Source organism: Streptosporangium sp. NBC_01810 (assembly GCF_035917355.1).
In the GTDB taxonomy this organism is placed as follows: Bacteria; Actinomycetota; Actinomycetes; order Streptosporangiales; family Streptosporangiaceae; genus Streptosporangium.
In genome coordinates, this window is record NZ_CP109070.1 from 1,422,476 (window position 1) to 1,444,299 (window position 21,824).

Annotated in this window: 19 protein-coding genes; 11 read left to right on the forward strand and 8 right to left on the reverse strand. The window is 70.0% G+C overall.

Translation table 11 applies throughout. The features are described from left to right. Positions 1 to 2: 2 nt before the first annotated feature. Both OIE13_RS06710 and OIE13_RS06715 read right to left on the reverse strand, forming a co-directional pair. The gene (locus OIE13_RS06710; RefSeq protein ID WP_326829743.1) at positions 3 to 227 is read right to left on the reverse strand and encodes a hypothetical protein; all 225 of its coding nucleotides are present in this window, start codon (positions 225 to 227) and stop codon (positions 3 to 5) included. Positions 228 to 596: 369 nt separating this feature from the next. Continuing rightward, positions 597 to 4,790, reverse strand: a complete 4,194-nt coding sequence (locus OIE13_RS06715; protein ID WP_326829744.1) for a caspase, EACC1-associated type — start codon at positions 4,788 to 4,790, stop codon at positions 597 to 599. Between the two features lie 517 nt (positions 4,791 to 5,307). On the opposite strand from OIE13_RS06715, the gene OIE13_RS06720 reads away from it, so the two are divergent. Beyond that, complete coding sequence (locus OIE13_RS06720) at positions 5,308 to 5,877, forward strand: hypothetical protein (protein ID WP_326641954.1); 570 nt, start codon at positions 5,308 to 5,310, stop codon at positions 5,875 to 5,877. Between the two features lie 206 nt (positions 5,878 to 6,083). Here the strand turns inward: OIE13_RS06720 and OIE13_RS06725 are convergent, their stop codons facing one another. The 3 genes from OIE13_RS06725 to OIE13_RS06735 all read right to left on the reverse strand — a co-directional run bounded on the left by OIE13_RS06725 (position 6,084) and on the right by OIE13_RS06735 (position 7,734). Further along, positions 6,084 to 6,971, reverse strand: a complete 888-nt coding sequence (locus OIE13_RS06725; protein ID WP_326829745.1) for an LLM class flavin-dependent oxidoreductase — start codon at positions 6,969 to 6,971, stop codon at positions 6,084 to 6,086. 74 nt (positions 6,972 to 7,045) lie between these two features. Further along, positions 7,046 to 7,354, reverse strand: coding sequence for a helix-turn-helix domain-containing protein (locus OIE13_RS06730; protein ID WP_326641950.1), 309 nt, complete (start codon positions 7,352 to 7,354; stop codon positions 7,046 to 7,048). After that, entirely contained in the window at positions 7,351 to 7,734 is a 384-nt protein-coding gene (locus tag OIE13_RS06735) for a type II toxin-antitoxin system RelE/ParE family toxin (protein ID WP_326641948.1), read from the reverse strand. Before OIE13_RS06735 ends, OIE13_RS06730 begins: the two co-directional genes overlap by 4 nt. Before the next feature lie 184 nt (positions 7,735 to 7,918). On the opposite strand from OIE13_RS06735, the gene OIE13_RS06740 reads away from it, so the two are divergent. Then, on the forward strand, positions 7,919 to 8,086 hold the full coding sequence (locus OIE13_RS06740; protein WP_326641946.1) for a hypothetical protein: 168 nt from the start codon (positions 7,919 to 7,921) through the stop codon (positions 8,084 to 8,086). Positions 8,087 to 8,247: 161 nt separating this feature from the next. Here the strand turns inward: OIE13_RS06740 and cydB are convergent, their stop codons facing one another. The 3 genes from cydB to OIE13_RS06755 all read right to left on the reverse strand — a co-directional run bounded on the left by cydB (position 8,248) and on the right by OIE13_RS06755 (position 11,936). Further along, positions 8,248 to 9,189 carry a cytochrome d ubiquinol oxidase subunit II gene (gene cydB, locus OIE13_RS06745; protein WP_326641944.1) on the reverse strand — a complete coding sequence of 314 codons (942 nt, stop codon included), beginning with the start codon at positions 9,187 to 9,189 and terminating at the stop codon, positions 8,248 to 8,250. 11 nt (positions 9,190 to 9,200) lie between these two features. Beyond that, the gene (locus tag OIE13_RS06750) at positions 9,201 to 10,643 is read right to left on the reverse strand and encodes a cytochrome ubiquinol oxidase subunit I (RefSeq protein ID WP_326641942.1); all 1,443 of its coding nucleotides are present in this window, start codon (positions 10,641 to 10,643) and stop codon (positions 9,201 to 9,203) included. A gap of 381 nt (positions 10,644 to 11,024) precedes the next feature. Further along, positions 11,025 to 11,936 (reverse strand): polysaccharide deacetylase family protein, encoded by a 912-nt coding sequence (locus OIE13_RS06755; protein ID WP_326641940.1) that lies wholly within the window; start codon positions 11,934 to 11,936, stop codon positions 11,025 to 11,027. A 297-nt stretch (positions 11,937 to 12,233) separates the two neighbouring features. On the opposite strand from OIE13_RS06755, the gene OIE13_RS06760 reads away from it, so the two are divergent. The 9 genes from OIE13_RS06760 to OIE13_RS06800 all read left to right on the forward strand — a co-directional run bounded on the left by OIE13_RS06760 (position 12,234) and on the right by OIE13_RS06800 (position 21,782). Next, on the forward strand, positions 12,234 to 13,301 hold the full coding sequence (locus OIE13_RS06760; RefSeq protein ID WP_442811623.1) for a fatty acid desaturase family protein: 1,068 nt from the start codon (positions 12,234 to 12,236) through the stop codon (positions 13,299 to 13,301). A gap of 117 nt (positions 13,302 to 13,418) precedes the next feature. After that, a complete protein-coding gene (locus OIE13_RS06765) occupies positions 13,419 to 14,246 on the forward strand; it encodes an SRPBCC family protein (protein ID WP_326829746.1) in 828 nt (275 codons plus the stop codon). A 208-nt stretch (positions 14,247 to 14,454) separates the two neighbouring features. Then, positions 14,455 to 17,259: a Na+/H+ antiporter subunit A gene (locus OIE13_RS06770; protein WP_326829747.1), complete on the forward strand. Its 2,805-nt coding sequence runs from the start codon at positions 14,455 to 14,457 to the stop codon at positions 17,257 to 17,259. Beyond that, the gene (locus OIE13_RS06775) at positions 17,256 to 18,074 is read left to right on the forward strand and encodes a Na(+)/H(+) antiporter subunit C (protein ID WP_326641934.1); all 819 of its coding nucleotides are present in this window, start codon (positions 17,256 to 17,258) and stop codon (positions 18,072 to 18,074) included. Before OIE13_RS06770 ends, OIE13_RS06775 begins: the two co-directional genes overlap by 4 nt. Next, positions 18,074 to 19,684, forward strand: a complete 1,611-nt coding sequence (locus OIE13_RS06780) for a Na+/H+ antiporter subunit D (protein WP_326641933.1) — start codon at positions 18,074 to 18,076, stop codon at positions 19,682 to 19,684. The genes OIE13_RS06775 and OIE13_RS06780 overlap by 1 nt, the downstream gene beginning before the upstream one ends. Then, positions 19,681 to 20,241: a Na+/H+ antiporter subunit E gene (locus OIE13_RS06785; RefSeq protein ID WP_326641931.1), complete on the forward strand. Its 561-nt coding sequence runs from the start codon at positions 19,681 to 19,683 to the stop codon at positions 20,239 to 20,241. The genes OIE13_RS06780 and OIE13_RS06785 overlap by 4 nt, the downstream gene beginning before the upstream one ends. Beyond that, positions 20,238 to 20,498 (forward strand): monovalent cation/H+ antiporter complex subunit F, encoded by a 261-nt coding sequence (locus OIE13_RS06790; protein WP_326641930.1) that lies wholly within the window; start codon positions 20,238 to 20,240, stop codon positions 20,496 to 20,498. Before OIE13_RS06785 ends, OIE13_RS06790 begins: the two co-directional genes overlap by 4 nt. 5 nt (positions 20,499 to 20,503) lie before the next feature. Further along, positions 20,504 to 20,857 carry a monovalent cation/H(+) antiporter subunit G gene (gene mnhG / locus OIE13_RS06795; RefSeq protein WP_326646843.1) on the forward strand — a complete coding sequence of 118 codons (354 nt, stop codon included), beginning with the start codon at positions 20,504 to 20,506 and terminating at the stop codon, positions 20,855 to 20,857. Between the two features lie 25 nt (positions 20,858 to 20,882). Beyond that, positions 20,883 to 21,782 (forward strand): hypothetical protein, encoded by a 900-nt coding sequence (locus OIE13_RS06800; RefSeq protein WP_326641927.1) that lies wholly within the window; start codon positions 20,883 to 20,885, stop codon positions 21,780 to 21,782. Positions 21,783 to 21,824: the final 42 nt, after the last annotated feature.

Sequence of the window (21,824 nt, forward strand, 5' to 3'; positions counted from 1 at the left end):
TTCTAATAGAAGAGGTAAAGAGCAAAGCGAGAGCCGACGAGCTCACATTTGTAATCCTGGACGATGCCGCCGTTGGTGATGGCGTTGAAGCCGGTTCTGTTGCAATCGTTTCTATACTGGTAGTAATCCGCGAAGTGCCATGAGGGGGCGGCCTGCGCGGAGGTGGTTGCGGCGGGGGCGGCCATGGCGGGGGCGGCCATGGTGCCGAAGGCAAGCCCACCTGCCATCAACGCCACTGTGGCCAGACGACGAGCTCTCATTCTTTTCCTGCCCTTCGTTGAAGAGGCACGCGCCCGTGAACGGCGATTCTGGTGGTAATCGCGTCTCAAGCACATGATTTCCTGCCGTCAGAGTGCGCCGACATACTTGGAAACCAGTTGTGGATCACTGGAAAATCCAGCTGAGGAAGGCTTTTTCATCCTGGGTGGCGATCGGCTTCGACGGTCTACCGGACGAGGACGGCCTGGACAGTCGCGGAGCCGGCGGTCTCTTGGGCGTACGTGCCCACCCAGGACGAATCAGGTGGAGAACACTCTCCATCTATCGGAGGTGATCTTTGCACGCTTGAGGTGACACGCTCGGAAACGGCCTGAAGCTCAGCACCGCCTTCCTTGATCAGGTGGTGGAGCGGTGTACTCGTCATACCCCTCGGAGTAGGGGGATCGGGCGGCCAGCGGGCAGATCAGTCGCGATAGATCGCTGTCAGCCGGGACCGCGACGCCACCCCACAGGCGTGCGGTGCCGTCACCACCGGCGCTGGCCAGGGTCCCCCCGTCAGGGCTGAAGGTCACGCCGCTGATGAACGGCAATCCATTGGAGGAGGCGGTGTGTCCGGTGAGGGGGTCGCCCAGCTGCCGGTGGGTGGTGGTGTCCCACAGCCGGATGGTGCCGTCGGCTCCCCCGCTCGCGAGACTGCGTCCATCAGGGCTGAAGGCCACGCTGTTGATGGAGTCGACCACTGGGTTGCGGGTGTCCTGGTGCCCGGCGAAGGGATTGCCGCGCTCCTGCCCGGTGGAGAGATCCCACAGGCGCACCACGCTCTCATCGGTGTCGGCGATGGCGAGGGCACGCGCGTCGGCGCTTAGGGCAAGGGCGCTCACCGAGCCTTCGCGACGCGGCGGGAGAACGGCGTCGCCACTGTGGCCGGCGATGTTCCACCGGCGGACGCTTCCGTCGATTCCCGCGCTGGCGAGGCCACGCCCGTCTCGGGTGAACGCCACCTCAAGAACGCGGCCGCCGTGCCCGGTCAGCGGGGCGCCGAGCGGGCGATGGGTGGCGACGTCCCACAGGCGTACGGTGCCGTCGTCTCCGGCACTGGCCAAGGTGCGCCCGTCCGGGCTGAAGGCGACGGTCTGGACTCCTTTCCTGTGTCCGGTGAGGGTCGCGACTTCGCGGTGCGTCGCGATGTTCCACAGACGCACGGTGCCGTCGGCTCCGGCACTGGCGAGAACGCGTCCGTCCGGGCTGAATGCCAGCCGGAGAACATGCTCTTTGTGGCCGGTGAGGGGTTCGCCGCGACGTCGGTGGGCGGCTACGTCCCAGATGTGCACGATGCCATCGCTCCCCGCGCTGGCCAGGATGCGGCCGTCAGGGCTGAAGGCGACGGTCCAGGCGAACTCGGCGGCGGCGTCGAAGGGGCCGCCGAGTTGGCGGTGCGCGGTGACATCCCAGAGGTGGACGGTTCCCTCGAATCCGGCACTGGCGAGAGTGTGTCCGTCCGGGCTGTAGGCCAGCCCGATGACGCTGTTCTTGTGCCCGGTGAGCGGGGCGCCGAGCGGGCGGTGGGTGGCGACGTCCCACAGGCGTACGGTGCCATCGTTTCCCGCCGTGGCCAAAGTGCGTCCGTCGGGGCTGAAGAGCACCCCGTTGACGGGGTTGAATGCGGAACCGATGGCGTCCGTGTGGCCGGTGAGCGGGGCGCCGAGCGGACGACGGGTGGCGACGTCCCACAGCCGTACGGCCTTGTCGGCGGCTGTGGTGGCCATTGTCTTCCCGTCCGGGCTGAAGGCGACGCCGCGGACGTCGTCCGGGTGGCCGGTGAGCGGGGTGCCGATGGGGCGGCGGGTGGCGACGTCCCACAGCCGTATGGTGCCATCGGTTTCCGAGACGGCCAGAGTCTTTCCGTCCGGGCTGTAGGCCACGGCCCACGCGGAGCCCTCGCCTACCGCGATGATGCCTCGGCCGGCGCCGGCGAGGATGTCGAGCACGCTGTAGCGCGCCTCGGGCGTACGGGCGACGCGCCAGGCGTTGGCGGCCAGCGCGGCGGACCGTACCGGATCGGCGGCCGCGATGTACTCGCTCTGTAGCGCCCGCTCGCGTGACGTGGCCTCCTGGCTCCGCGCCTCGGCGAGACGCTGCTGGGTCCTGGCGTCGTTCGCGGCGAGGACGGCCGCCCCGGCGCCTCCCAGCGAGGCGATCAGCAGGACGATGAGGGTCACCAGGGTGACCCGGCGGCGCCGTCTGGCCCGCTTCGCGGCCGCGTCACTGCTGGTCAGGAAGTCGGCGACGACCTCGTTCAGAAAGGGGTGGCGGGTCGGGCCGGAGCGCCAGCGCTCGCGGGTCCGGTCGATGGCCTCCAGCCGGGCGCCGGTGTAGAGATAGCCGGGCTCGCGTCGCTGGCGGTCCCAGCGCGCGGCGTCCTCGGAGAGTTGCTGGCCCACGAGCAGGTCGGCGCGGTCGGCGTCGATCCAGGATCGCAGTTGCGGCCAGGCACGGATGAGGGCTTCGTGGACGATGTGGGCCCGATCCTGATCCACGGTGATCAGCCGGGCTCGGGTGAAGGCGTCGAGGACGACCCGGGCTTGATCATGTTCCGGACTGCCGGCCGCAGGGAGCAGTTCCAGCAGGGGGACCGTTCGGCGGGTGTCGTCGGTGGCCTCGCCAAGCCGGACGAGGCGCAGGAACATACGGCGCGCGGTGTCCCGGGCCAAGGAATCGGGAGGCTCTGGCCCGCTTGGCGGCCGCTTCGCGCTGTGGGAGGGCGCGGTGTCGGACGACTGCGGTGACCGGGGTGCGGTGCCGGACGACTGCGGTGACCGGGGTGCGGTGCCGGACGACTGCGGTGACCGGGGTGCGGTGCCGGACGACTGCGATGACCGGGGTGCGGTGGTGAGAAGGTCTGGTGAGTGGAGGGAGTTCAGGGTCTCGTCGGCGGTGCGGGCCAGCGCCTGGGTGATTCCGCCGGTCGCGCGGTAGGCCGCCAGGGTGAGGACGCCGTCCTCGCGGCGTTGCCAGGTGGCCAGCAGCGCATGGGACAGCAGCGGCAGAGGGGTGCTGTCGGTGCTGTCGCCGAGGTCGTCCAGCAGTTGTTCCACCAGGCCCTCATCGAGGGTGAGACCGGCCAGCCGGGCCGGTTCCTCGATCACATCGCGCAACTGGTCGCGGGTCAGCGGCGGAACGACGGCCGCGTGCTCCAGCGCGTCCACGAGTCCGGGGTAGGCGGTGCAATGGCCGAAGAAGTCGGCGCGCACGCCGATCACCACGGGCACCTTGCGGGAGATCGCGACGAGTGCCCTGATGAACGGTGCGCGGCGAGACTCGTCCTCGCAGAGGGTGAAAACCTCTTCGAACTGGTCAATGAGGAGAACGGTGTCCTCAGGAAGGGCGTCCCACAAACGATCGGGGTCGGGCGGGGTTATGAGCCGTTGGCGTCCTCCACTCGTGTCCCCCAAGCGATCGGGGCCAGGTGGCGTCGCGAGCAGCTGCTCTCGTTCAGCTGTCGTGTCGCCCGTGCGATCGGGGTCGGGCCGGCTTCCTCCAGTCAGGTCGGTCACGCTTTGGAGAAGACCGCCGAAGGGATCGGCGCCAGGGGTGAGCAGCAGGCAACGTTCGGAGCCCAGCGCCGCGATCAGCCCGGCCTGCAGGACGGAGGACTTGCCTGAACCGGAGGGACCGGTGACGACGAGCGGTGCACCTCGCTCGGAGGTCACCCGATCGGCGAGGGTATGCGTGAGTGCTTCACGGCCGAAGAAGAAGGCCGTGTCCTCGGCGCGGTAGGCACGCAGACCTCGGTAAGGGCTGTGCTGCCCGTCATCGGGCAGTGCCGCCGGGAAGCGGTGACCGGCCGGGGGACGGTACGCGGCGTTGACCACGATCGGGCGGCCACCGTGGTCGGCGGCCTGGCGGCGGGGAACGGGCATGCCGCGTTCGCGCAGGCCACGGGTGAGACAGCGGTGCACGTCGTCAAGGCCGAGCAGGTACGGTCCGGTCGGGTCGCCTTCGGTGAGCAGGTGGATGAGCGCGCCGGTGAAAGCGGTGTGGCGATCCCCGGGCAGCGCCCAGGCCGTCTCGTCGCGGCTGGTGGAGGTCAGCAGATAGGTGTCCGGCCAGCCGGTGGCGCGTCCGGCCCAGCAGCAGTCCAGGATCACCACGCTCAGCCGGGCCCTGCTCCTTGACAGCAGGTCGGCGACTTCCGCGTACGGCAGCGCCTGGTTCCTGACCGGGCCTTGGGTGAGGTCCACCGTGGCCTGGGTGGCGAGATACAAGCGGTTGTCAGGACCGATGAGACCGTGTCCGACATATACGAAGACCAACACGTCGGTGGCCTGCTGGGACAGGGCGTCGATCGCCGTCGCCAGCCGGGCGGGATCGTCCGGGTTCACCAGGAGCGTCAGCTGCTCGGGAGCCAGATCGGTGTGCTCGACCAGGGTGGTGGCCAGGTCGGTCGCGGCGGAGACCGCCTGGGGCACGTCGCGGATCCTCGCCTCCGCGACGTGCCGGCCCGAGCCGACGATCAGCACGCGAACGCCGGATCCGGACAGCAGGAGCCTCGGCGTGGCCTCAGCCACCATCCGCCTCCTCCTCACTCTCCCGTTCGTGGTCCAGAGCGGGTCGGGTGATCACCGGTAATGGCGATCGCCTTTCCTGCTCGGCACGAGACCCGGGTTCTCGCCGGTGCGAGACCCACCCCGGTTATCGCTTCCAACCTCCCCTTCGCTACGTCACAGCTGACGAAACCCGTTCTCCCGAAGCACCGCCAACGGATGACACCGGAACTCCCCAGGCGCGCTCGACCAGGAGGACCGATGTCAGGGACCTGGCCGATGGGATCTCAGGACAGCTTGCGTGGCCCACACCAGGTCAAAGCCCGCTCCGCCGCGACGAATGAAGGTCAAGCCAGGAATCCGCGAGCGAGTGCTCGTCGCCCACCAGCGCGGCGAACCGTCCGCGGAAGCACAGCTCACCGAAGATCTTCGCGAAGTCACCCCGTTGATCTCGTCGATGAACCGCATGCCCCTCTCCGAACAGCCTGCTCACTATCGACGAACCAAGGGCGGATGTCGTACCGATCCCTTACGGTGACAGATCGTGAACAGCGAGTCATGCGCGTACATTGATGAGTCCATGCGGGTCGGTGCCGGACTCTATGTGCTGGCCGCCGCGGTCGTTCCCAACCACCAGGCCGTTACGTACAGGGCGGCTCTTCGCGCATTGCTTCTCTCCAAGCAGCCGCGCCTGCACTGGCGGGACGAAAGGCCGAAACGCCGTCTTGAGATCGTCTATGCGCTTGCCGAACTGTCGCTCGACGTGATCGCGGTCGTGGGCACCGATATGCCGTCATCAAAACAGAAGCGTGCTCGACGTAAATGCATGGATCGCCTCTACTGGCGACTCGCCCAACGACGTGTGCCCCACGTGATCATGGAGGGGCGCGGTCAGGCGGGCAACAAGGAAGACCTCGACATGGTTAACGCTCTACGCGCGCAGAACATGTTGCCTGACGAGATGCGCGTCGAGTGGGCCGACCCTCTTTGCGACGAACTCCTCTGGCTTCCCGACATCCTTGCGGGCGTCATCGCGGCAGCGGCCGCAGGGGACACGGCACTGCTGGGGATTCTCGAAGAAGGGGTGATCGTCGATCGACTGCGCTGCGACTGATTGAGAACAGCGCGAAGCCCGGGGTCCTGTCAGTTCCGGCAGTAAACCCGGGCTCACTTCCTCTCCCCCTAGCAGGGGGCGGCACCGCCAACCCTACCCGGCTATCGTCGGCGAACACATCGCTTTCCGTTATCGTCCAGCGGGCGGCCGAAGTTCTTGCCCACTTCAAGATCATTCAACCGTGTCGCCGTCACCAACGTCCATGGTCAGCCCAGGAGCGCGCGGGTCTCGGCCAGCAGATCGCACTGGTCGCGCCAGTCGCCGCCCGCGAAGCCAAGGACCAGGTGACGCGCCCCGGCGTCACGGTAGGCGGCCAGCCGCTCGGCCACCTGCGCGGGTTTCCCGGTGAGGGGCAGCTGCACGGCCTCCTCCATGGGGATGCCGTACCCGGTGATACCCGAGGCGATGGACTCGCGGGTGGGCAGGCCGGGCCCCGAACCGAGGACGCCGGTGGCGCCGATGGCGACGACCGGCTCGGGGCGCCCGTGGGCGGCGGCGAGCTCGGCCAGCCTGGTTCGGCCCGAGGCCACCTCCGACGGCGGGATCATCGAGGGGAACCAGCCGTCCCCATAGCGGGCCGCCCGCCGCACGGCCACCGCCGAGGCGTTGCCGACCCAGATCGGCGGCGGCGTCACGGCCGGTTGGAGCCGCACCTCTCCCGGCTCGTCCACCAGCGCGACGGTCTCCCCGGCCAGCAGCCGCGCCAGCAGCTCCAGTGCGGTGTCGGTCCGTCTGCCGCGCTCGCCGTACGGCACTCCGGCCGCCGCCCACTGCCCGGCCCCGCCGCCGGAGCCGACGCCCAGCACCAGCCGGCCGCCCGAGACGTGCTGCAGGCTCGCGACCTGCTTGGCCGCCCAGGCCAGGGGCCGGATCGCCGGGACGAACACGCTCGCGCCGATCCGGATCCGGCTGGTCGTCGTCGCCGCGACGGCCAGCGCCACGGCGCAGTCCAGTGATGCGGCCCCGGTGGCGAGGTGGTCGCCGTGCCAGACGCCGTCCAGCCCGGCCTCCTCGGCATGGCGCGCGGCGGTGCCCAGATCGAGCCGCTGCTCCCGCTGCACGCCGATGCCGGGCAGAATCACTCCGATGTCCATGGACGCCATCCTTCAACCTCAAGTGACCTTGAGGTCAACTCGCCACGGGAAGTGCTTCGCCCTCTCCAGTCCGGTCAGGCGATGCGATAGCGGTGCTCGTCGACGGTGGCGACCACTTCAAGTCGCCCTCCAAGCGCCTGGACGTATGCCGTTAGCGTGCCCAGCGTCGCAGACCCCAGCTCCCCGCGTTCGATCGCGGAAATCCTCTCCTGTCGCACGTGCATCCGCTCCGCGACGTCAATCTGGCGCAGGCCCAGTTGTTTGCGCACGGCGGTCAGCCTGATGGCAGTGACCGCCTCGGCCGCGCCCTCGTCGATCGCGGTGATGTCCTCCTCGTCGAAGATCTCGTGTTTGACGTCGTCCCACCGGTGGAATGTGGTCATCGCTCGTGCTCCTTCGGTGATGCTTCCAGTCGTTCTATCCATTCGGTGAAGAGACTCTCTGTGAGCGGTATCGCCTTTTCGTACCAAATGTTCCATTCCCCAGCCTTGTCGCCGGCCACCAGAAGCACGGCGTTGCGACGGGGATCGAAGGCGAACAGGATCCTGATCTCGCTCCGGCCCGATGATCCGGGACGGAGTTCTTTCATGTTCTGCAGGGTGGAGCCTGTGATCCTGTCAACCAGTGGCCTTCCGAGAGCGGGTCCGATCTCGATGAGGGTCTGGATGGCCTGGCCGACCAGTCTTGAAGTCGCGCGATCACTTGCTCGTGTCGCGTGCAACCACTCTCGAACCTCCTCCGTCAACTCCAGGTTCCACGCCATGGCGAACTCCCTTCATAGTATGCAGGCATACTATGAAGGGCAAGAATGTCACGGTGGGTTTTTATTTGGATTCGCCGTGTAGTTATTGGCCGACCTTGTGTCGGAGAGGTCGTTCTTCGGATGAGCCCTCAGGGGATACGGCGGTGACGGAGGCCGACGCTCAGTGGCGGGGGAGCGGCGTGGTTTGGCGGGTGGGGAGGCGGTGTCGGGGGCCAGTTCGGTGACGAGCCGGCCGGACGGCCACAATGAGCTGCGGGCGGCCATGGACCTGCTCACCGACACGCTCCTGTCCCACCTGTCGTACGAGGAGAGGGAGCTGGTCGAGCCGCTCGCCAGGCTCGGCCTGTACTGAACGCCACGCGCAGGTTCGGGGTAGGGCTCTCCCCGGCGACCGGGGCCGGCGACCGGGGCCGGCGACCGGGCCCGACGATCGGGGCCGGCGACTGGGACCGGCGGCCAGCGACCGGGGCCGGCGGTGAAGCGGGAAGCCCGGCCCGTGGCGGGCAGGATGTCTCAGGACACCTCGGCGACCAGGCGCTTGCGGAAGACCCAGTACGACCACGCCTGGTAGCCGAGCACGAACGGCAGCGCGATCAGACCGATCCAGGTGAGCATGCCCAGCGTGTACGGGCCGGAGGCGGCCTCGGCGACGGTGAGGCCGGGGAGCGGGGCGGGCCACAGGGCGCCGAACAGGGCGGCGCCGCCCAGCGCGATGGACGAGGCGGTGGCGGCGAACGCCCAGCCGTCCCGGCCGCGCCAGGTCAGCGCGATCCCCGCGGCCAGGGCCGCCACCGAGGCGAGCGCGCCCGCCCAGAGCCACGGGGCCGCCGACCAGCCGGCGGCCACCGCATCCGTGGCCGGGATGTTCGGCAGTGCCGCCACCGCGGCGGGCAGCGCCACCGCGGCGGCGATCATCGCGGCGCGCCGGGCGCGGGAGCGCACCGGCCCCGAGGTCTTGAGCGCGACGAACACCGCCCCGTGCAGCACGCACAGCGAGAGGGAGAGCACTCCGCCGACCAGCGCGGCCGTCGCGCTGTTCCGCAGCAGGTCGGCGAAGACGGCACCCCACAGGAACGCGGGAAGCGCGCTGCCGACCAGCACGCCCAGGTCGCACCAGACGCGGTCGGAGGCGTGCTGGACCTTGCCGCGCCACTCCAGGCCGACGCCGCGCACGATCAGGCCGACGAGGATCAGTGTGATCGGCAGGTAGAACTCGCTGAGCAGCCCGGCGTACCAGGCGGGGAAGGCGGCGAACATGGCGCCGACCGCGGTGATCAGCCAGACCTCGTTGCCGTCCCAGACCGGGCCGATCGTGCCCAGGACCTGCTTGCGCTCGGCCTCGTTCCTGGCCAGCGCCGGTGCCAGCATGCCCACGCCGAAGTCGAAGCCCTCCAGCACGAAGTAGCCGATCCACAGGAACGCGATGAGTATGAACCAGAAGGTGGTGAGTTCCATGGTGGTCGCCTTCAGTACATCAGGGTCGGCTGGAGCCGGGCGCTCGCGGCCTGGTCGTCGTCGCGCGAGGGCGGGGTGAGGGGTGCGGCGGGGACGGCGGGCTCGGGGCCCGTCTTGACGTGGCGGGTGATCAGTACGGCCTCGGCCACCGCGAACACGCCGTACACCAGAGTGAAGATCGCCAGCGAGAGGGCCACCTCGGTGAGGCTCACGCCGGGCGACACGCTCGCCGCGGTGAGCAGCTCACCCTGGACGGTCCACGGCTGGCGGCCGATCTCGGAGAGCAGCCAGCCCGAGATCATCGCGATGGTCGGCAGCGGCAGCGCCAGCAGGGCGGCCCTGGCGAACCAGGCCGGGATCTCCTGCTGCGGGCGGTTGCCGCCGCGGCGTTTGCGGGTCAGCCAGAGACCGAGAATCGACAGGCCCACCGTGGCCATCCCGAAGACGATCATCACGCGGAAGGACCAGAAGACCACCGGCAGGTTGGGCAGGTAGTCGGCCGGGCCGAACTGCTCGGTGAACCGGGCCTGCAGGTCCGCTGTGCCCTGGACGACCGAGTTCGGGTCGTTGGTGGACAGGAAGCTGAGCAGTTTGGGGATCTCCACCCCCGGCACCGGGGAGAACGCCGCGCCGGCCGTGTCGTGGGTGAGTCCCTCGGCGGCGGCCAGCTTCATCGGCTGCTGCTCGTACAGCAGTTTGGCGGACATGTCCCCGCTGACCGCGACCACCGCGCCGGCGAGCGCCGTCATGACCAGTGCGGCCCGGATCGGGGTCCGCCAGATGCTCGCCGTGTTCCGCCGGGCCGGCAAGGCCCCCTCGGGGGCGGCGCGCCGCTCCCGCAGGACCTGGTAGCCGCAGATCGCCAGCACGAAACCGCCCCCGACCACGAAGGCCGCCCCCACCACGTGGGGCACCTGCACGAGGGCGGCGGAGTTGGTGAGCACCGCCCACAGGTCGGTCATCCGGGCCTTGCCGTCGACCACCTCGTAGCCGACCGGGTGCTTCATCCAGGCGTTGGCGGCGAGGATGAAGTAGGCGGACACGGTGGAGCCGATGACCGCGATCCAGATGGTGGCCAGGTGGATGCGTTTGGGCAGCTTGTCCCAGCCGAAGATCCACAGACCGATGAAGGTCGACTCCAGGAAGAACGCGAGCAGTGCCTCCAGCGCCAGCGGGGCGCCGAAGACGTCGCCGACGAAGATCGAGTATTCGCTCCAGTTCATGCCGAACTGGAACTCCTGCACGATGCCGGTCACCACGCCCATCGCGAAGTTGATCAGGAAGATCTTTCCGAAGAACTTCGTGAGCCGCAGGTAGTGCTCCTTGCCCGTGCGGTGCCAGGCGGTCTGCAGGCCGGCGACGAAGACGCCGAGGCCGATGGTCAGGGGTACGAACAGAAAGTGGTACACGGTGGTCACCCCGAACTGCCACCGAGCCAGGTCTAGTGCGTCCATCTTCCCTTCGCGTTTCCCTCGCGGGCCTGTTGCTCTACGGCTTGTAGTTCTACTTCTAGTAGTACTACAGGCTGTAGAGTAAAGGGGGGAGGAGACGCCGCGAGCTGATGCGATCTTTGTCACATGATTCGGTGCGAGACCGCACTTCTCCGCCGGACCGAGACCGTCCCTCGGCTCGCGACGCCGGCTCTCCTCATGCCGCAGGGAATGTCTCCACGTATGGCCCGGCATGAAGGGACATGTCTCCCGTCACGCCGGGCACATCCCCGCCGCCCGCCATCCCCCCGGAGGCGTGACTCCATGGTGGAGCGTGCGGCACCCCCGGGGCGTCCACCTCCGGAGTGATTTCGAGGTACGCCGCGCGGGCGACATCGCGAGCCCTTACTTCCCGCGCGAAGCGGGGGAGGGTCGCAGGGGCGCCGCCTTCAGGTACGCGTCGAGGTTACCGAGCTCGAACCCCCGGCGCTTGATCTTGGCGATGAGGATCTTGAAGTCACGGGCGAGGTTCGGCCGGAAGTGCAACAGCAGCACGTCGCCGGGGCGGAGCCTCTTGTCGGGCACCTGGTAGGCGATCTTCCCGCCCGGCTGCACGGTCGCGGTCCAGAGCAGGAGCGCGTCGATACCGCAGGCCTTGGCGGCCCTGCGGGTCGCGGTGTTGTGGTTGCCGAACGGGGGGCGGAACAGGGTGGGCGCGGTGCCGGTGTGCCTGCGGATCAGTGTGGAGGTACCGCAGATCTCGGCCTTCTGCCCCTCGTAGCCGAGCGCGGGCAGGTTCGGGTGCGTCAGCGTGTGGTTCTCGATCGTCGCCCCCGCGTCGCGCAGGTCGCGTACGTACCCCCACTTGCCCGCGCCCAGGAACCTGCTGCCCTGGGCGGTCGGATCGGCCGCGCCCCTGGCCTCCACGGCGTCGCGGGTGACGAAGGCCGCCACGGGGATCCGCTGGTCGCGGACCTGTGCCACGAAGCCCGGATCCTGCTCCCAGCCGTCGTCGATGGTCAGGAAGACGACCTTCCGCCTGGTGGGGATGGAGCTGATCACCGGAGGCAGGCCGTCACCGGGACGGGGGATCACGCCCACCTCACCCCGCCTGGGCATCGCACCCGGTGGCCCTGCCGCCTTCCTCGCGGCTCGGCCATCCGTACCGGCGGGGGCCTTCCCCGAGCCGGAGGAGACTCCTGGCGCGGGGGCGGCACCCTCGCCGGGCCCGCCGTCCAGGCCCGTGGCGCACCCGGCGCTCACCGCCAGGGCCGTCGCCGCCGCCGCTCTTATCGTCCAGTGAGTCCCCGATGCCATGGGCGACCATCCTGCCAGCAGCCGGGAGTCCGTTCGATCATGCCTCGCGAGGTGATTCGCGGGAGTCTGTCTGATCGTGCCTCGCGGGGCGATTCAAATGGCTATGTTCTGTACTCCCATGATCATGGCATTTAGCGGGGTAGGGTCAGCACTACCACGACTAGGGGTGGAAGCGGGGGTTTGCGATCACGGCGGCCACGCGATCCTGGGAAAGTCGTCATGTTCGGCCGACGCGGATGTGTGGCGTCGCCGGCTGACGTAATCATGTCGAGTGATCCGGCCCATCTGAGGAGAACCGTGACCAACTCCACCGCGATAGACGACGCGGATCCCCCCGTCCCCCTTGAAAGCGCGGAACGGGGTAGTGATTTCGCCCGGCTGTCGCGCCGGATCGTCCAGGCGGGGCTGCTGGACCGGCGCCCCGGGTACTACGCCGCACGGCTCGGCCTGGTGGCGGCGTCCTTCGTCGGCGGCTGGGCCGTCTTCTTCGCCGTCGGCGACTCGTGGTATCAACTGCTGGTCGCCGCCTTCCTCGCGGTGGTGTTCGCGCAGATCGGGCTGGTCGCCCACGACCTGGCCCACCGCCAGGTCTTCCGCTCCCGCCGTTCCAGCGAGATCGCCGGACTGGTGGCCGGAAACCTCTCCATCGGCATGAGCTACGGCTGGTGGATGGACAAGCACACCCGCCACCACGCCAACCCCAACCACGAGGACCATGACCCCGACGTCGCCCCCGACTTCCTGATCTGGTCGCACGAGCAGGCCGCCGAGAGCAGGGGGCTGCCCAGGCTCCTGGGCCGCCGGCAGGCGTTCCTGTTCTTCCCGCTGCTCACGCTGGAGGGGTTCAACCTGCACGTGTCCAGTGTCAGGGCCCTGATGCGCCCGACGACCAAGCACCGGGCCGTGGAGGCGTCGCTACTGACCGTGCACGCCGTCCTGTATCTGGGCGCGCTGTTCACGGTGCTGTCACCGGGCAAGGCCGTGGTCTTCCTCCTGGTGCACCAGGCGATCTTCGGTGTCTACCTGGGCTGCACCTTCGCGCCCAACCACAAGGGCATGCCGATGCTCAGGGGCGAGGAGAAGCTCGACTTCCTCCGGCGCCAGGTGCTGACCTCGCGCAACGTGCGCGGCGGCAGGGTCCTCGACGCCGTGCTCGGCGGGCTCAACTACCAGATCGAGCACCACCTCTTCCCCAGCATGCCGATGCCCAACCTGCGCCGTGCCCAGCCGATCGTCCGGGCCTACTGCGAGGAGTTGGGTGTCGACTACCTGGAGTCCGGGATCGTCAGCTCGTACGCGCAGGCGCTGCGCCACCTGCACGACGTGGGCGCGTCCCTGCGAGCCGGAAGCCCCGCGCCCGGCTGACCCGTCCGCGCCGGTCGGTCTCGTGCGTCAGGGCGGCAGCACTGACAACGACGGGTCGTCCCGGCGGGCAGATGTTGCTGTTATCCGCCCGCCCGGAGATTGCCTAGGGTGCTTGGTGTGAAGCTCGCAGGCAGTGCCGTGCTCGGCATCGACAGAGATCGTGTGTGGTCAGCGCTCCAGAACCCGGCCGTGCTCGTGCGCACGATCCCGGGATGCGAGCGCCTTGAGGAGACGGGCCCGGACACCTACCGGATGACCGTCACCGCGGGCGTGGCCTCCATCAAGGGCGTCTACCAGGGCGAGGTCGCCCTGTCGGAGCCGGAGGCCCCGGAACGGTTCGTGCTCAGGGCCCGTGGCCAGGGCGCCCCCGGCACCGTGGACGCCACGGTGGAGGTCCGTCTCAGCGAGGTCGAGGGTGGCACCCGGATCGACTACGACGCCGAGGCGGTGATCGGCGGCATGATCGGTGGCGTCGGCCAGCGCATGCTCGGCTCCGTCGCAAGGAAGACCGCGGGTGACTTCTTCTCCGCCGTGGAGAGTCACCTCGTCTCCGGCGAGATCTCCGGCGAGGTCTCCGGCGAGGCCCCTGCCGCCCCGGCCCTCGCTCCCGTCCTCACCACCGGTGCCCCCTCGGAGGACACCGCGTACACCGTGCCCACTGCGTCCACTGCGTCCACTGCGTCCACTGCGCCCGTCACGCCCGTCACGCCCGTCACGCCCGTCACGCCCGTCACGCCCGTCACGCCCGTCACGCCCGTCACGCCCGTCACGCCCGGAACAACGCTCGAAGCCGGCCCCGCGCACGTCTTCGAGCGCCCGGCCAAGCAGTCCAGGCCCGGAGTCCCCGCCTGGTCGCTCCTCGCCGCGTTCGGGATGGGCGCGGGCGTCGCGCTCGGCAGCGCAGTGATCGGCTGGCTGCTCGGCCGTACCGGCAGGAAACGGTGACGGTGGTCACAACCGGACGGAAGTGATCGCGTCGGCGGGACGTGCCGAGATCATGTCTCCACCCCTGCTGAGGCGGGTGTTCAAGGAATTGATCATGCTCCGGTGAGGAATCTGTGGTGTTCGGACCGGCGGTCCGCGTGTTTGACCGGTAAAACGCGCTCCTTTTAGGATCCTGGCGTACGTCTGCCACGACGGGTCACGGGGGAACATGGAGCCGCTGCTGATCCTGCATGCAGTGGCGGCGGTGCTCGCCCCGGCGCTGGTGCGCCGCTTCGGCCGGGCCGCGTTCCTCCTGCTCGCCGTGCCACTGGCCTGCGGGTTCGGCTACACGATCTGGATCGCCCTGACCGGTGTCCCCGTCGAGTCGCACCACGACTGGGCGCCGGGCCTCGGCCTGGGGTTGTCCTTCCGCGCCGACGCGCTGGCCGTGCTCATGATGGCCCTGGTCACGGGTGTGGGCACGCTGGTCGTGCTGTACTGCTCGCGCTACTTCTCCGCAGGCGCCGAGGGGCTCGGCCGGTTCGCCGGGGTGCTCGTGGCCTTCGCCGGGGCGATGCTCGGGTTGGTGGTCGCGGACGACCTCCTGCTGCTCTATGTGTTCTGGGAGCTGACCACTGTCTTCTCCTACCTGCTGATCGGCCACGACCCCGCCGGCAGGACCAGCCGCCGCTCCGCGATGCAGGCGCTGATCGTCACCACGTTCGGCGGCCTGGCGATGCTGGGCGGCATGGTCGTGCTCGGCGAGGCCGCGGGAACGTATCGCATCTCGCGGATCGTGCAGAGCCCGCCGTCCGGCGGCCTGGTGGCGGTGGCGGTGGTGCTGATCCTGGTCGGCGCGCTGTCGAAGTCGGCGGTCTTCCCGTTCAGCATGTGGTTGCCCGCGGCGATGGCCGCGCCGACACCGGTCTCGGCCTACCTGCACGCCGCGGCGATGGTGAAGGCGGGAATCTATCTGCTCGCCCGCCTGGGCCCGGCCTTCGGGGAGCTCGCCGCCTGGCGGTGGGTCGCCGTACCCCTGGGCCTGCTCACCATGCTGCTCGGCGCCTGGCGGGCGCTGCGCGAGCACGACCTCAAGAAGCTGCTCGCCTACGGCACGGTGAGCCAGCTGGGTTTCCTGACTGTGCTGTTCGGCGCGGGCACCCGCGACACCGCGATCGCCGGGGTCGGGATGCTGCTCGCGCACGCACTGTTCAAAGCCTCCCTCTTCCTGGTCGTCGGCGTCATCGACCACTCCACGGGCACCCGCGACCTGCGCGAGCTGAGCGGCCTGCGGCGCTCGGCGCCGTGGCCGGCCGCGGTCGCCACCGGGGCCGCCGCCTCGATGGTGGGCATCCCGATGTTCCTGGGGTTCGTCGGCAAGGAGGCGGCCTTCGAGTCGCTGCTGACCGGCCGGGGCACCGACACGGCGGTGCTCGCCGGAGTCGTCCTCGGGTCGGCGCTCACCGCCGGCTACAGTGCGCGTTTCCTGTGGGGCGCCTTCGGCGCCAAGCCCGGTGTCGAGCCGGTGCCGGTGCACCCCGCGGGCGCCGCGATGCTCCTGCCGCCCGCACTGCTCTCGGTGCTCGGCCTCGCCGCGGCCCCGTTCGCCGCACGGTACGGCGAGGCGATGCGGAGCTACACCGACACCTTCCCCGGACCCGGCCACGGCACCCACCTCGCGCTGTGGAGCGGCGCCCCGGTGCCGCTGCTGCTGTCGGCCGTCGCGCTGGCGGGTGGAGCGCTCCTCTTCCTGGCCAGGAAGCCGCTGGCGCGGATCGGGGAGGCCCTGCACCTGATCGACTCCGGCCGGGCCTACTGGGCCCTGGTCCGCGGGCTGGAACGTTTCTCCCTGCAGCTGACCGGCGTCGTCCAGCGTGGCTCACTGCCCGACTACCTCATGATCGCATTCGTCTCGGTGGCGGGGGTGGGCGCCTTCTCACTGGCGTACGGTCCCGAACCCGACCTTCGGCTGGACCTGGTGGCCTGGGACCGTATCGAGCAGCCCGTCATCGGCGTGCTCATCATCGCCGCGGCGGCCATCGCGCTCAGGGTGCGCTCGCACATCGTGCTGGTGCTGCTGGCGGGCCTGACCGGGTACGGCACGGCGCTGCTGTTCCTCGTCCACGGCGCGCCGGACCTGGCGCTGACCCAGTTCCTCGTCGAGACGCTGAGCCTGGTCGTGTTCGTGCTGGTGCTGCGGAGGCTTCCCCTCGGGCCGAGGGAGGACCGGCCCCGGGTGCCGTTCGGCGCGCGGCTCACCCTCGGCATCGTGAGCGGCGTCGTGGTGGCGGGGGCCGGCCTGCTCGCGATGAACGCGCGGCAGGCGACACCGATCGGCACGCTGATGGCCGAAGCGGCGAAGGAGGCCGGGGCCGCCAACATCGTCAGCGCGCTCCTGGTCGACATCAGGGCCTGGGACACCATGGGGGAGAGCTCCGTGCTCGTCGTCCTCACCCTCGGCATGACCGGCCTGGTCTTCCTGCGCAGCCGCTCGTACGCGCCGCAGCCTCCGACGGAGAAAACCGGCGAGGAGAGAACCGGTGAGGAGCCCCGGACGTACTGGCTGGCGACCAGTCTGCCGCCCGGGCAGCGGACGGTCGTCCTCGAATTCGTGGCCCGGGTGACCTTCCACACCGTGATGCTGGTCTCGGTCTTCCTGCTGTTCACCGGGCACAGCGGGGTGGGCGGCGGGTTCGCCGGGGGCATCGTGGCCGGTCTCGCGCTGGTCCTGCGCTACCTCGCCGGAGGCAGGCACGAGCTGACCGCCGCCGCGCCGGTCGCCCCCGGGGTGCTGATCGGCCTGGGGCTCCTGCTGTCCACGCTCACCGCCCTGGTGGGGCTGTCGGCCGGTGCGGGGCCGCTGGACATGCTCTCCGCCGACCTGTACGTCCCGCTGGTCGGCAAGCTGCACCTGTCGACGGTGCTCCTGTTCGACCTCGGGGTCTACATCACGGTGATCGGCATGGTGCGGGACATCCTGCGCAGCCTGGGCGCCGAGCTGGATCGGCAGATCGAGGAGGGGGAGAGCCGATGACCGCGCCCGTGCTGCCTCTCCTGGTGGTCGCCGCGCTCGTGGCCGCGGGGGTCACGCTCCTCCTTGAGCGGAGCCTGGTCCGGCTGCTGGCCGGGGTCATCCTGCTCGGCAACGGGGTGAACCTGCTGATCCTCACCGTGGGCGGGCCGCCGGGGGAACCACCGATCCTGGGCGTGTCCGACCCGGAGCGGATGGCCGACCCGCTGCCGCAGGCCATGGTGCTCACCGCCATCGTCATCACGCTGGGCGTCACCGCCTTCCTGCTCGCCATGATCCACCGGTCCTGGCAGCTCACCGGCGCCGACGAGGTACAGGACGACACCGAGGACCGCCGGGTGCGGCTGCGCGCCAGGCGCGGTGAGCTCGGCCAGGCCGTGCTCGACCGCGAGGAGGCCTACCAGCGGCTGGTCCGCGAGCAGCGGGCCGAGCTGGCCCGGCTGGAGGAGGCCCAGCACGAGCGGGAGCGCAGGGAACTGGATGAGCTGGAGCAGCAGATCCTCGACGTCAACGTCGACCTGGGCCGCTGGCTGCAGGAGCACAAGAACGACGGCCTGTCCGCCGAGCGGCTCGCCGAGCGTTTCGCCGAGGCCCAGCAGGCGGAGGACGTCTCCAAGGAGGGCCGGGAGAGGCGCGTGAGGGAGATGCGCGCCGAGTTCGCCCGCAGGAGGCGGGAGCAGGCCGCGCGGGAGCGCGAGATCCGCAAGCGGCTTCGCGCCCGCCAGCGCGACGCCCGCAGGCAGATGCGCGCCGCCATCCGGGAGGACCGGGCGCGGCAGGCCAGGGCGCAGGATCCCGAGCTGGAGGGCGAGGACTGATGGAGGCGCTCATCCCGGTGCCCGTGGTGCTGCCGCTGCTGGCCGTCGGTCTCAAGCTGGCCATCGGCAGCAGGCTGCGCAGGCTCCAGGCACTCATCAGCGTGGGCACGCTCGCGGTGGTGCTGATCGTGTCGCTGTTCCTGCTGGTCGCGGCCGACAGCGGGGGCCCGCTGGTGTCCCGTGCCGGGGGCTGGGGCGCGCAGATCGGCATCGCGCTCGTCGCCGACCGTCTCTCCACGCTGATGCTGGCGGTCTCCTCCGCGGTGACGCTCTGCGTGATGATCTACTCGCTCTCCCAGTCCTGGGCGGACCAGGAGCACAAGGCCTCACTGTCGATCTTCCACCCGGCCTATCTGATCATGGTCGCCGGAGTGTCGGACGCCTTCCTGTCCGGTGACCTGTTCAACCTCTTCGTCGGGTTCGAGATGCTACTCGGCGGCTCGTACGTGCTGCTGACCTTCGGCGGGACCGAGTCCCGCATCCGGGCGGGCGCCACCTACACGGTGATAGGACTGGCGTCGTCACTGTTGTTCCTCGTCGCGATCGCGGTGGCCTACGGCGCCACGGGCACCGTGTCGCTGGCGCAGCTGGCCGAGCGCTTCTCGATGCTGCCCCAGCACGTCAGGCTGCTGGTCGAGCTGACACTCCTGCTGGTCTTCGTGGTCAAGGCCGCGATCTTCCCGATGTCGGCGTGGCTGCCCGACTCGTATCCGACCGCGCCCGCTCCCGCGACGGCGCTCTTCGCCGGGCTGCTCACCAAGGTCGGCATCTACTCGATCATCCGGCTGGAGGCGTTGCTGTTCCCCGGTGGCCCGGTGAGCGGCCTGCTGATGTGGGCGGCGCTGCTGACCATGCTCGTCGGGGTTCTCGGGGCGGTAGCCCAGACCGATATAAAACGGATGCTCTCCTTCACCCTGGTCAGCCATATCGGCTACATGGTGTTCGGAGTCGCCCTGTACAGCGTCCAGGGCATGGCAGGTGCCGTCTTCTACGTGGCCCACCACATCACCGTGCAGACGAGCCTGTTCCTGGTGACCGGCATGATCGAGCGCCGCACCGGTACCACTTCCCTGGACGGCCTCGGCGGCCTGGCGAAACTGACACCCGTGATCGCGGTGCTCTTCTTCGTGCCCGCGATGAACCTGGCGGGCATCCCGCCGATGTCGGGCTTCCTGGGCAAGCTCGGGCTGATCCAGGCGGGAGTGGCGGACGGCGGCCCGATGGCCCTGACCCTGGTCGCGGGAGGGCTGGTGACCAGCCTGCTCACCCTGTACGCGGTGGCCACGACCTGGAACAAGGCCTTCTGGCGGGTACCGCCCGCGGGAATGGTCACCGAGGGGGGAACCGTGCTGGAGACCCAGGAAGGCGAGGACGGGGCAGAGCCGCAGGGGGAGCCGGGCGCGGGCGCCCGGAGCGGGACCGCGGCCGAGGCGATCGTCACCTCCGTCACCATGCCGAAGCTCATGTTCGCCTCCACGGCCGCCCTGGTGGCGCTGGCGCTGTCCTTCACCGTGCTGGCCGGCCCGCTGTTCGCCCTGTCGGAGCGGGCCGCGGCGGAACTGCTGGCCCGCGAACCGTACATCTCCGCGGTGCTCGGCGGTGAGCGGTGAGCGAGCCCCGCCGGGTGCTCCCGGCGCCCCGGTTGCCGGGCAGGCCCGTGCCGCTGCCGCAGGTGCTCTGGCTGACCGTGATCTGGCTGCTGCTCTGGGGAGACCTGAGCGTGGGCAACGTGCTCGGCGGCCTGCTGGTCGGGCTGGTCCTCGTGTGGCTGCTGCCCCTGCCGATTCAGGACACCGGCCTCCGGCTCCACCCCGTCTGGATCCTGCTGTTCCTCGTCCGCTTCGTACGGGACATGATGGTGTCCAGCTTCCGGGTCGCCTTCTGGGCGCTGCGCCTGGGCAGGCCGCCGCCGATGCAGCTCGTCGAGGTGAGGCTACGCGCCTCGTCGGAGGCCATGGCCGTGCTGGTGACCGTGGCGCTGTCGGCGCTGCCGGGCAGCCTGGTGCTGGAGGCGAACGTCCGCCGGAGAACGCTGCTGCTCCACGTGCTCGGCGTTCCGGGGGATCCGGCGACGGTCGGACAGGTCACCCAGGATGACGTGACCCGGTTGGAGAACCGCATCGTGGCCGCCTTCGGCACCCGCGCGGACCAGGAGGAGGTGCGATGACGACGGTGTACCTGATCGTTCTGGGGCTGCTCGCCGCCGCCGCGGCGATGACGCTCTACCGCCTGGTGCGCGGTCCGACGATGCTGGACCGGGCCGTCGCGCTGGATGTGCTCACCGCCGTCGTCATCTGCGCGATCGGGGCGGGGGCGGCGACCTACCGGGACTACTCGGTACTGCCCGTGCTGCTGGTGCTGTCCCTGCTGGGGTTCGTCGGCTCGGTCTCGCTGGCCAGGTTCTTCTCCGGGCGTGCCCGGTGACCGTGATGGACGTGGCCGCGGCCGTCTGCCTGCTGCTGGGGGCGGGACTGGCGTTCGCCGCGGGGGTGGGCATGGTCAGGTTCCCCGGCACTCTGGCGCGCATGCACGCGGCGACCAAGCCCCAGGTGCTCGGGCTCCACCTCATCCTGCTCGCCATGTGGCTGCGCGACCCCAGCTGGAAGATCGCCGGCGTCATACTCCTGGTCGCCGTCTACCAGGTGGTGACGGCCGCGGTGGCCGCCTACATGGTGGGCAGGGCCGCCTACCTCACCGCGGCGCCGCACGACGACGGCGGCGACGGCACGGCCGTACCGCCCGGCGACGGCACGGCCGTACCGCCTGGTGACGCTCGCGCCTAGGGATCTCCCGGCGTACCGTGTCGGTATGCGTGAGGGACGTGCGGAGGACGCAAGGACCGAGGCCAGACGACTGATCCGTGACCTACTGGGCGAGGAGCGGCCGGACGCCGCCCTTCTGCTGGGCGAGGCGGGAGCGGCGCTGGGCGCCGACCGCGTCGCGCGTTCCGTCGAACTCGCACGAGGCGCCCCCCTCACCCGCAGATCCACCGAGCTCGCCGCGCTGGCCGCCCTGCTGGTCGGAACCCGTGAGCTCGGCGAGCGGTGGTGGCGGCGCGAGCGCGGCGGCAAGCTGCCCGCGCCGGACGAGGTGCTCCGGAGCTCCACCGCGATCGAACCGTGGACCGACCTGACGGTTCTGGAAATGCTCGCCGCCTGGATCGCCGACGACGCGGCGGACGAGACCTGGGGCCGCCCCGCCGCCGTCACCGACCTCAACTCCTGGCAGGCCGAGGACCGGGTCGAGCTGCCGCCCGACGCGTGCCCCGGCCGGCGGATCGTGGTCGCCTTCGACGCGGGCGGCCGACTCGACGCGGTGGTCCTGCGCCGGGCGGACAACGAGCTCGGTTCCAACCTCGACTTCGACTCCCTGCGCTACTCCCGCCCCGCCGAGGCCCAGTGGAGCTGGGGCGTCGCCGCGGGGCTCGGCCCGCACCGGCTGGACGAGCACCCCGACCCGTACGAGCAGCCGGTCGACGCCGAGGCCGCCGCGACCCTGCACACCTGGGCGCTGCGCCAGGGCGCCTCCGCCGCACAGGTGGGTGCGGTGTGGCGCGACAGGGGCGATGTCATCGCCGCCATCGAGCGGATCGACTGGATGTGGCGCAGCGGCGAGTGGTTCGCCTGGTGGCGAGGGGTGTCCGCCCTGGTCGACGGCGAACCCGGGCAACTGGCCGCACGCCTCGCGGAGATCGCCGACGCCCCCTAACGCGACGTTCCGCTCGTCGCCCCACTCGGGGGCCTGCCACCG